8 protein-coding genes are annotated in these 10,442 nt (G+C 71.7%); all 8 read left to right on the forward strand.

The features are described 5' to 3' along the window. The first annotated feature begins 43 nt into the window (after window positions 1–43). Window positions 44–1,447, forward strand: coding sequence for a type VII secretion integral membrane protein EccD (gene eccD / locus IEZ04_RS05600; protein WP_189215549.1), 1,404 nt, complete (start codon window positions 44–46; stop codon window positions 1,445–1,447). A 102-nt stretch (window positions 1,448–1,549) separates the two neighbouring features. Then, the gene (eccB, locus tag IEZ04_RS05605) at window positions 1,550–3,154 is read left to right on the forward strand and encodes a type VII secretion protein EccB (protein ID WP_189215550.1); all 1,605 of its coding nucleotides are present in this window, start codon (window positions 1,550–1,552) and stop codon (window positions 3,152–3,154) included. 430 nt (window positions 3,155–3,584) lie between these two features. Continuing rightward, window positions 3,585–3,920: a hypothetical protein gene (locus IEZ04_RS05610; protein ID WP_189215551.1), complete on the forward strand. Its 336-nt coding sequence runs from the start codon at window positions 3,585–3,587 to the stop codon at window positions 3,918–3,920. 89 nt (window positions 3,921–4,009) lie between these two features. Continuing rightward, complete coding sequence (locus IEZ04_RS05615; protein WP_189215552.1) at window positions 4,010–4,318, forward strand: WXG100 family type VII secretion target; 309 nt, start codon at window positions 4,010–4,012, stop codon at window positions 4,316–4,318. Window positions 4,319–4,599: 281 nt separating this feature from the next. After that, window positions 4,600–5,067 (forward strand): type VII secretion system-associated protein, encoded by a 468-nt coding sequence (locus IEZ04_RS05620; protein ID WP_189215553.1) that lies wholly within the window; start codon window positions 4,600–4,602, stop codon window positions 5,065–5,067. A gap of 131 nt (window positions 5,068–5,198) precedes the next feature. Beyond that, on the forward strand, window positions 5,199–9,353 hold the full coding sequence (locus IEZ04_RS05625; protein ID WP_189215554.1) for an AAWKG family protein: 4,155 nt from the start codon (window positions 5,199–5,201) through the stop codon (window positions 9,351–9,353). Between the two features lie 178 nt (window positions 9,354–9,531). Further along, window positions 9,532–9,987: a YbaB/EbfC family nucleoid-associated protein gene (locus IEZ04_RS05630; RefSeq protein WP_189215555.1), complete on the forward strand. Its 456-nt coding sequence runs from the start codon at window positions 9,532–9,534 to the stop codon at window positions 9,985–9,987. A gap of 2 nt (window positions 9,988–9,989) precedes the next feature. Further along, complete coding sequence (locus tag IEZ04_RS05635) at window positions 9,990–10,361, forward strand: hypothetical protein (RefSeq protein WP_189215556.1); 372 nt, start codon at window positions 9,990–9,992, stop codon at window positions 10,359–10,361. Window positions 10,362–10,442: the final 81 nt, after the last annotated feature.

Raw genomic sequence — 10,442 nt, forward strand, 5'->3', positions numbered from 1 at the left:
GAAGCCCTCCCCAAGCTCCCCACGGAAGACGAGAGTTCTGCTGATGACCGACAGTGCGGTGGCCGAACTGTGCCGCCTGACCGTACGCGCGCCGAGCGTCTCCGTCGATCTGGCCGTGCCCGCCGACGTGCCGGTCACCGACCTGCTGCCCACCCTGCTGCGCTACGTCGGTGAGGAGGCCGAGGAGGCCGGACTCGACCACGCCGGCTGGGTGCTGCAGCGCCTCGGCGACGCCCCGCTCGAGGAGGAGACCACCCTCGCCCGCGCCGGGCTCGCCGACGGCGACGTGCTCTACCTGCGCCCGCACACCGAGGCGCTGCCCGAGGCACGCCTCGACGACCTGGTGGACGGCATATCCGACACGGTGGACCGGCGGATGCGCAGCTGGAGCCCGAAGGCGGCCCGCGGGCTGCTGGCCGGCACGGCGGCGGCGACCGTGGTGGCGGCCCTGGTGCTGGTGTTCCGGCCGGGGGTGGGCTCCGCTTCGCTGCGGGTGCTCTGCGCCGGCGTGGCGGGGCTGCTGCTCCTCGCGGGCGCGGGCTCGGCCAGCCGCGCCGTCGGCGACCGGCTCTCCGCGACCGTGCTGGGCCTGCTGGTCGCGCCCTGCCTGGCGCTGGCCGGCTGGGTGCTGCCGGGCGGTGACGTGACCGGCCCGGACGCGGCGCAGGTCGTGGGCGCGCGGCTGCTCGCGGCGGGTGCCGCGGGCGCGGGCGGCGCGGTGCTGGCGCTCGCGGCGACCGCGGTCGGCGCCCTGCCCCTGTTCGCCACGGCCGTCGTCGCGGTGGCCACCGCCGTCACGGGCGCGCTGATCGGGTACACCGGGCTGGACGCACAGGCCTCGGTGGCGCTGGTGGTGACGGTGCTCGCGCTCGCCGCCGGCGCGGTCGCGCCGTTCGCCTTCAAGCTGGCCGGGATGCGGATGCCCTCCCTGCCCTCCACCGCCGGCCAGCTGCAGGAGGGCATCGAGCCCTACGCGGGCGAGGAGGTCGCCGAGCGCACCGAGCTGGCCGGACGCTGGGTGACCGCGCTGTTCGCGGCCACCGGCGTCGCCTCCGCGGCGGGCCTCGCCGTCCTCGCCGAACGCCCGCAGTTGCCCGAGGTGCTGACCGCGGCCGCGCTCAGCCTGCTGCTGCTCCTGCACTCCCGCGGCCTGGTGCACATGGCCCAGCGGCTGGTGCTGGCGGTGCCGGGCATCTGGGGTCTGCTGCTGCTCGCCCGCGCCTGGGCGGTGGACAGCCACGGCGACATGCGGGTGGTGGTCTTCGCGGTGCTGCTGGCCGCCGCGGCCGCGCTGGTGATCGCCACCTGGACGGTGCCGGGCCGCCGGATGCTGCCGTACTGGGGCCGCGCGGCGGAGCTGGCGCACACCGGCCTCGCGGTCGCGCTGCTGCCGCTGAGCCTGTGGGTGGCCGGTCTCTTCGGCTGGCTGCGCGGCCTGTTCGGCTGACCCGCCGGACCACCGAGCCGCTGAGCCCGCCCGTGCTAAGGGCCCGGAGGACCCGGCGGCCCGGCGGGCCCCGAGACATGGACGACAAGACGAGGAGAGGCCGTGCAGTCCAAGCGCGACCAGGTACACGCGCACAGTTTCATGATGGGCAGGCTCAGCTCGGGCCTGCTGACGGCCGACCCGGACGCCCCGGAGAGCCCGCTCGGGCGCACCACCCGCGGTGTGGTCTTCGGTCTGCTGTTCACCGTGCTGATCGGCGCGGGCGCCGTGGTGTACGGGCTGCTGCGCCCCGGCGGGAACGACGGCTGGCGCGACGGCAAGCACCTGGTGGTCAACCGTGAGACCGGCGCCCGCTACCTGTGGACCGACACCGACGGCGTACTGCACCCGGTGCGCAACTACACCTCGGCGCGGCTGATCGGCGGCTCCGACCTGCCGACCGAGGACGTCGGCAGCGCCTCGCTGCGGGACGTCCCCGTGGGCGCCCCGGTGGGCATACCCGGCGCCCCGGACACCCTGCCGGAGGCCGGGCAGCTCGACGGCGGGGCCTGGCACATGTGCGTCACCGGACCGGGCGGGGCGCTGCCCAGCACCTCCGGGACGGCGGCCTCCACCGCGGTGGCCGAGCCGGGGGCGACGACCCTGGTGGCCGGGGCCCCGGTGGACGCGAGCGGTGTCGCCGAGGACCGCGGGGTGCTGGTGAGCGGCCCGGACAAGGACAGGACCGAGTACCTGGTGTGGCGGGGCAGCAGGCTGCCGCTGGACCGTGAGTCCGACGCCCGCAACGCGCTCGGGTACGGCTCCGAGGAGCCGGCGCCGGTGTCGGCGGCGTTCCTGGACGCGCTCGCGCCCGGCCCGGCCCTGGCCCCGCCCGAGGTGCCGGGCCGCGGCGAGGAGGGCCCGACGCTCGGCGGCGAGGCCACCCGCATCGGCCAGGTCTTCCAGGTCAGCGTCGTCGGCGGCGAGAGCACCTACTACCTGCTGCGCGAGGAGGGCCTGGTGCCGCTGACCCGGCTCGGCGCCGCGCTGGTGCTCGGTGATCCGGCCACCCAGGAGGACGCGTACCAGGGGGAGTCGCCCGAGGCGCGCACGGTCGGCGCGGACGCGCTGCGCGAGCACCTGGCGAAGGACGCGGGCGAGGCGGGCTCCGCGGAGCTGCCCGACGCGCCGCCGGCCCCGCAGTCCGTGCCGCGCGGCAGCGCGCTGTGCGCGCAGGTGGACGGCGACGACGGCGGTGCCCGGATCGGCTCGGTGCTGGTCCCGCTCACCGAACTCGCCCCGGTGGCGGTGTCGGCGGGCACCGCGGAGCCGCTCGAGGCGGCCTGCGTCCCGGCGGACGCCACGGTGGTGCGGCCCGGTCACGGCGCCCTGGTCCGGGCGCTGAACGCGAGCGGTGCCGCGCACGCGGGGACCACCTACCTGGTGGCGGAGAACGGGGTGAAGTACCGCGTCCCCGGCGAGAGCGCGCTGGCGGCGCTCGGGTACACGGCGTCGGACATCGACTCCGTCCCGGCCCCGCTGCTCGCGTCGCTGCCGACCGGCGCGGACCTGGCCCCGGCCGCCGCCTCGGGCACCGCGGAGCCCAAGGTGACGGCTCCCCGGTGCGGTACCGCCGCCGCGGAGAAACGCGAGAAGAGCGCCGGGGCGGACGAAGGGGCCGTCACGCGCGTCTCCGACGTCACGCGCGTCTCCGACGTCGTGCGCTGAGCGAGGGGTGTCCGAGCCGCGAATCCGGCGCCGACGGTGCCGGATTCGCGGCGAAGTCATTACGGCACCGAGCGTGACGGAGAACCTCAGAAAAAGCTCAGATATTTCGGCCGGGGCGCGTGCGCGGGAGTCCGCCGGATAGCCGTCCATTGCCGGACGCGATTCTTCTCGGTGACCGTTCGACTTCTTCGCGTGTCCGTTATCCGCCCGTTCCGTGCCGGCCGGCGGGCGGTGCGTGTCCCGCTGCCCGGGCGGCCGGACAAAGTGTGTTCATCCCGTGGAAACGTCCGGCCAACTCCCTTGTCACGTCGGCATTATGACGAGCGATCGCTTAGCTCAATTTTTCCCCGACTCGCGTTGCGTGGAACGCCAGAATCCTCTTAACTTCATCGGGCAAGAGTGCGACGCGCCTCAACGAAGGGAACGCGACATGGCGGACACCGCCGGCAGGAAAGCGGATTATGCCAAGGGCTTGGGAGGTGTCTCCTCCCTGGAGTCGGCTCGCTCCTCGGTCGAGAGCATCCAGGGCAACGTGGAGCAGATCGCCGCGCGTTCGGGCGTGGGCGGCGACGAGGGCCAGGCCCTGCTGAAGCTCTTCCGCAGCTGGAACAGCGAGGCGCAGACGGTCGTCGTGCAGATCAGCAAGATGATCGACGCGCTCCAGGAGAACGTGACCTCCTCGAACCGTCTGGCGCAGGAGAACCAGGACCTGCTCGAGGTCCAGAACAGCAAGACCGTCCAGGGCGTCTTCGAAGCGCTGCGCTGACCCACCCCTGCGGCGCCGGCCTCCAGCAGCGAGGCCGTACCCCGTGACTCATCCGGGCCCCCGAGCCCGGTCACCCGAGAGGAGACGTCATGGCCGACGGCATCATTGACATCCAGTACAGCGTGGTCCGGAACGCCATCGAGGAGATGCAGGGCCAGACCCAGCAGATCCGCTCGACACTCAACCGCCTGGAGGACGAGCTGCGACCGCTCATCGCCTCCTGGGAAGGTGACGACCAGACCATGTACCGCTCCGTGCAGGCGGAGTGGAACGCCGCGACCCAGCGCATGGGCCAGCTGCTCGCCGAGACCAGCGCGCTGGTCGGGGACATCCACGACGGCCACGCCCGCGACGAGCGCAGGAGCGCGGACAACTGGGGCGCCGTGCGTGCCCGTTAAGGGCCGGCCGTTCCCTCGGTGAAACGTCGCCCGGCGTGATCACAAGAGGGCGAACCGCCCGTACGGCGGTCCCGTACGGGCGGTTCGGCAACGGGCCGGGGCCCCTCCGCCCGAAGAGCTCCCGGGGGGAGGCCCGCCGGACGCCGCCGGGCTGAGCTCCCCGGACGGGCCCCGCGTACCCTCCCGGCGCACGGGCCCACCGGTCCGGCGTCAACCATCACCGGGGCGCCCGCCGGGGCCCCGGTCCCCGTCCGGCACCAAGCGGCAGGAGAGAGAGTCCCATGGCCGGTGAGCAGGCCGACGTCAGGCATTTCGACCTGAAGCAGATGGAGAACTTCCGGGACAACGAGGTCCACCCGGCGTACACCGCTGCGAAGGAGTACCGCGAGGAGGAGAAGGACGGCATCCGCCCGCTCGACCACCTCATCCGCGGATACATCACCCCGGAGAACGACGACAAGAACGCGCAGATCCTGCGCATCGGCCCGATGATCAGCAAGTCCGACGTCTCGGGACCGGAGCTGATCGAGGAGATCAAGGCCGCGGCCACGGCCATCGACAAGCTGCTCGGTGACCAGATCGACCTCTTCAAGGAGCTCAAGGAGGCCCTCACCGAGACCATCGAGGAGGCCAACAAGACCAAGGAGAAGAACATCGACGCGATCGACGCGCAGACCCTTCTCACGACCTTGGAAGAGGTCGACACCCTGATCGCCGGCAGCTCCGGCGGAACGACCAACAAACCCTGAGTCCGCCGCCGCGCGTGCCGGTGGGGGCCACGGCCGTCCGACGCGCCCGCGGGAAGACACCCCGACGCACCACACCCGTATGAGGACGCGGTGCGCCGGTACGGACGACAACCGACCAGAAAGGGCGCCCGGTGGCTGATCGGTACGATCAAAACTACGAGCAACACGTCGAGAAGTACGACGACGCCGCCGATCCGTCGGGCGACAAGTGGGGGCCCCTGGTCGCTCACATCACCGGTTACCCCGTACCGGACCGCAAGACCATCTTCGAGAAGCTCACCTCCGAGCACGGTGGCCCGCTCTTCCGGATGGACATCAGGGAGCGCAGCCTCAGCACGATGGTCGAGGACCGCTCCGGCTTCCTGGTGGACGACGGCCAGGACTACGACATCTGGTTCTTCGACGGCGGCGACAGCACGTCGATCAGGCAGGCCAGGATCGTCTTCGAGGGCCGCGTGAAGGACGACGCCGGGGAGATCCACTTCGCCGGACCCGGATCCGACACCGTCGAGGGCGCGTCCGTCCGTGAGGGGAACACCTTCACGGACTACAACAAGGACGAGATGAGCACCATCCCGCTCGCCCAGTACATGAACGGGCCGCGGACGGCGCTCATGGCCCTGCGGGGCGGCAGCACGGACGGCGTCGCGTTCGCCGGCCTGAACGTCCCCGCGCTCGACACGGTGGACCTGAAGTCCTTCGACGCCACCGGGCAGTCCTTCGACCGCGCCGCCCAGTTCTTCAAGAAGCACGCGGAGATCCTGAAGGACTGGGAAAACCGTTTCAGCGCGGAGGACGCCAGCTGGAAGGGTGAGGTCGCGGACATCTTCACCAACCTGCTGGGGAAGATCCGCGAGAACTACGACAACTACGTCGAGTCCTTCGACGCCACGGCCGGCAGCGGCGACGCGACCGGCACCGGCGGCACCGTGTACTCGCGTGCCCTGTCGCTGGGCCGCGGCTACCTGGAGCAGGCCGCCTCGGACCTGCTGGACGCGTGGCTGGAGTGGGCCAACTCCCCGTACTACGACCCGCACCAGGTGCTGCGCTACGTCCTCGACGAACTCGCCCACTGGGTCAACGAGAACAACGTCGGCAGAACGCAGGTCAAGGCGACCACCTACGGCGGTTACTACACCACCAGCACGGTCGTCAGCCACGATCCGGAGGCGGGTTTCACCCAGGTCCACCCGGTGTACGGCGACCTCAAGGACGTCGGGAACTGGAAGAAGGTCGGCGAAGAGGCGGTCAAGATCTGGAGCCAGGGCGTCGACGCGTACCTGGGCGAGCCCGCCGGCCGGGTGAAGGCCGCGCTGAACAACCACTTCCTCGACCTGGGCAAGGACTTCTCGGAGAACATCCCCGAGCCGAAGTCGACCACCTCCGTCACGGCCGACTACACGCAGGATCAGCTCAACAACGAGCAGGACGACATCAACCAGCAGAACGAGGACTACAAGAAGTGGCAGGAGGAGATGCGCGAGCAGCAGAAGCGTGACGAGGAGGAGGCCCGCAAGTACCAGGAGGAGATGCGCGAGCAGCAGAAGCGGGACGAGGAGGAGGCCCGCAAGTACCAGGAGGAGCTGCGCGCCCAGCAGCAGCGGGACCAGGAGGAGGCCCGCAAGTACCAGGAGGACCTGCGCAACCAGCAGCAGCAGGACGAGCAGGAGGCCCGCAAGTACCAGGAGGACCTGCGCAACCAGCAGAAGCAGGATGAGCAGGAGGCGCGCCAGTACCAGGAGGACCTGCTTGAGGAGCAGGGACGCCAGGCCGAGGAGCAGGCCCAGACCCTCCAGTCGAGCCTCGGGAACGTCAACGGTCCCGGCGGGCTCAACGAGCAGATCCTCGACGGCCTGGGCGACCTGAACCAGAACACCCCGGTCACCGAGAGCCTGGGTCTCGGCGACGTGAACGGCGGGGGCGGGAACGGCCAGCAGGTCACCCCCGACCTGGAGCAGGTCACCCAGACCCTGGACAGCCTCGGCAACGTGAACGGCCCGGGCGGCGACGGCCAGCAGTCCACGATGATCCCCCCGGTCACCACAGGGCTGGGCAGCCTCGGCGGACTCAACGGCGGGGCCGGCGGCGCCCTGCGCACCCCGAACGGCGGCAGCACCCAGCTCGACGACGGCAAGATCACCACCGCCCTCCCGGACGGCAGCAGCACCAGCTTCGACCCCGACACCGGAGTGCTCACCACCACCGCCCCCGACGGCACGGTCACCACGCAGAACCTCGGCAACGGCCTGGAGGTGCTGAACCCCGACGGGTCGAGGACGTCGCTCGACGACAACGGCAACCTGACCACGACGTTCCCGGACGGCACCACCCAGACCATCGACCCCGCCACCGGCCAGGCCGTCACCACCAACCCCGACGGCACCACCACGACCACGAACCTGGGCAGCCTCGAAGGGCTCAACGGCGGGCTCGGCACTGGTCTCGGCGACGGTGTGCTCGACACCCCGACCGGCGGCAGCACCCAGCTCACCAGCGGTGGTGATCTGATCAGTGAGTTCCCGGAGGGCGGCAGCAGCAGCTTCGACCCGGACAGCGGGGTGCTCACCACCACCGCTCCCGACGGTACGGTCACCACGCAGGACCTGGGCAACGGCCTGGAGGTGACGAACCCGGACGGTTCGGTGACGTCGCTGGACGACAACGGCGCGCTGACCACGACCTTCCCCGACGGCACCGTCCAGAGCGTCGACCCCGCCACCGGCCAGGCGACCATCACGGCCCCCGACGGCACCGTCACCACCGAGAACCTCGGCAGCCTGGGCGGCCTCAACAGCACCCAGGGCGGCCTCGGCAACTTCAGCTCCGACCTGATCAACACCGCCTCGTCGGGCCTCGACAGCCTCAACAACAGCGGTGGCGGCGTGCTCGACACCCCGACCGGCGGCAGCACCCAGCTGACCGGCGGCGACGTGACCACGGAGCTGCCGGACGGCAGCAGCACCAGCTTCGACGCCGAGACCGGAACGCTCACCACGACCCACCCGGACGGTTCGATCACGACGACGGACCTGGGCAACGGCGCGAGCGTGATCAACTCGGACGGTTCCGTCACCTCCCTCGGCGAGGACGGCAACCTGACGACCACGTTCCCCGACGGCACCACCCAGGTCGTCGACCCCGTCACCGGGCAGACCGTCACCACCGCGCCCGACGGCACGAGCACCGTCCAGAACCTCGGCTCGCTGGGCGACATCAACGGCCAGAACGGCCTGGGTGACATCGGGAACATCACCGACGACCTGGACCTCGGCGACATCAACACCGGCGGTGGCGGCCTCGACAGCCCGACGGGCGCGGAGACCTCGCTGGCCGGCGACGACCTGCTCACCACGTTCGCGGACGGCAGCAGGGCGACGTTCGACACGCAGACCGGGATGCTGACCACCACCAACCCGGACGGGTCGATCACGAACACCGACCTCACCCACGGCGCGCGGGTGAACAACCCGGACGGTTCCACCACCTTCCTGGACAACGGCCTGCTGACCACGGAGTTCCCGGACGGCAGCAAGCAGGTCGTCGACCCGGAGACCGGGATCGCCACCGTCACCGACGCACAGGGCAACACCGAGACGATCGACCTGCACGAGCTCAACTCGTCCGGCATCAACACGTCCAGCGGCCTCGGCGGTCTCGGCGAGATCGGCGGTCTCAAGGACATCGGCGGCCTCGGCGGTGGCGGTGGCGGTGGCGGTGGCGGTGGTGCCGTCTCGCAGAACGTGCCCCTCTCCGAACTGGGCCTCGGCGGCGGCGTGAGCACCGGGGCCACCGGAGGCGGTCTCTCCACGGCCGCCTCCGTGTCCGCGGGCGGTCTCACCGGAGGCGCTGTCGCCCCCCTGGCGGGCAGTACGGACGGCACGGGCGCCCCGCTCGCTCCGGCGGCCGCCGCGGCGGCCGCCGGAGCGGCCGGAGCGGGTGCGGCAGGCGGCCCCGGGATGCCGATGGGCGGCGGCATGCCGATGGGCGGGGGCGCGGGAGCCGGCGCCGAGAAGGGCAACGGGGAGCGGGTGCGTTCCGTGCTGGTCGACGCGGCGGAGGAGAGCGAGCGCCGCAACCGCAGGCGGCGCGGCCCGTGGAACCGCCAGGAGGACACCGACACCTTCCTGTCCCCGGCCTCCCGCGTCGCCACCACGGGCGGCGACTCCTCCCCCGAGGGCGAGCGCGAGCAGGGCCGCAGGACCACCTCGTCCGCCGACTACCTGGAGGAGGACGCGGACGTGTGGGGCACCGAGGACGGCGGCACCCCGGCCGTCATCGGACGGTGACCGCCGGCGGCGGACGGGCCCGGTGGCCGGGAAGAGACGAACGCCACCCGGCCCCGGCTTGGCCGCCGAGGGTGTCACCAGGCAAGATCAGCACAACAGTTGACGGAGCGACGACCAGGACCGGACACACGGACGCGACGTCCGGACGTACGGGAAGAGCCCGAGAGGTGGAGCAGGCGTGACGGAACCGCTGGAGAAGCGTCTGGAGAAGGCGATGGCCGAACTCCACGCGGCCCAGGAGGCGGTCGCGCGCACCGAGCGCGAGCTGCGGCAGGCGTCGTTCGCGGTCGCCTCCTCCGACCGCGCGGTCCGCGCCACCGTGGGCCCGCAGGGTGAGCTGACCGGGATCGAGTTCCTGGAGAACAAGTACCGCGACATGTCCCCGCAGGAGCTGGCCGCCAGCGTCCTGGAGGCGGCGAACGCGGCGCGCACGAAGATGAACCGGCACGTGATGAAGGCGATGGCGCCCTTCACCGGGCCCAGCACCGAGGTGCCGGAGCTGAAGGGCTTCGACCTGGACTGGGAGCGGATCTTCGGCCCCGAAGTGGTGCACGGGGCCGACGAGGACAAGGCGAGCGATGCTCCGGCCAAGCCCGCCTGGCGGGACGCGCTCAGCGAGGACGGGGAGGACTGACGATGGCAGGACGGTACTACTACGACCCCGACCTCATCGAGGCTCTGAACGAGCAGATGAGGGAGATCGCCACGCTGACCCAGAGCATGACCGAGGAGTTCGTCGACGGTCTGGCCCCCACGGTCCGGTGGCCCGGCACGGAGGGCGACTTCGCCGAGAAGGCCGGCCCGCAGGAGCGCAAGGAACGGCAGTTCGCCAAGGACACCATGTTCAGCATCCGGGACGCGGTGGTGAGCGTCACCGATGCCATGCAGAGCCAGATCGACATGGTGAAGCACCGCCGTGACACCAACGTCGAGGGGATCGATCAGGTCAACAGCACCATCGACCCCAACGGCATGAGCGGCGGCGACGCCGGCCATGGGCGCCGCTGACCGTCGCCTCGCAGGCCGCTCCCGCACCGAGCCGGGAGCGGCCGCTCCGTCCTGCCCGCACGGCCCCGGGGGCGGCCCGCG

It is taken from the genome of Streptomyces ruber (assembly GCF_014648075.1).
Taxonomy (GTDB): Bacteria; Actinomycetota; Actinomycetes; order Streptomycetales; family Streptomycetaceae; genus Streptomyces; species Streptomyces ruber.

Coding starts and splice junctions, on each gene's coding strand:
- eccD (WP_189215549.1), top strand. CDS start 44: ATGACCGACAGTGCGGTGGCCGAACTGTGCCGCCTGACCGTACGCGCG.
- IEZ04_RS05610 (WP_189215551.1), top strand. CDS start 3,585: ATGGCGGACACCGCCGGCAGGAAAGCGGATTATGCCAAGGGCTTGGGA.
- IEZ04_RS05615 (WP_189215552.1), top strand. CDS start 4,010: ATGGCCGACGGCATCATTGACATCCAGTACAGCGTGGTCCGGAACGCC.
- IEZ04_RS05620 (WP_189215553.1), top strand. CDS start 4,600: ATGGCCGGTGAGCAGGCCGACGTCAGGCATTTCGACCTGAAGCAGATG.
- IEZ04_RS05635 (WP_189215556.1), top strand. CDS start 9,990: ATGGCAGGACGGTACTACTACGACCCCGACCTCATCGAGGCTCTGAAC.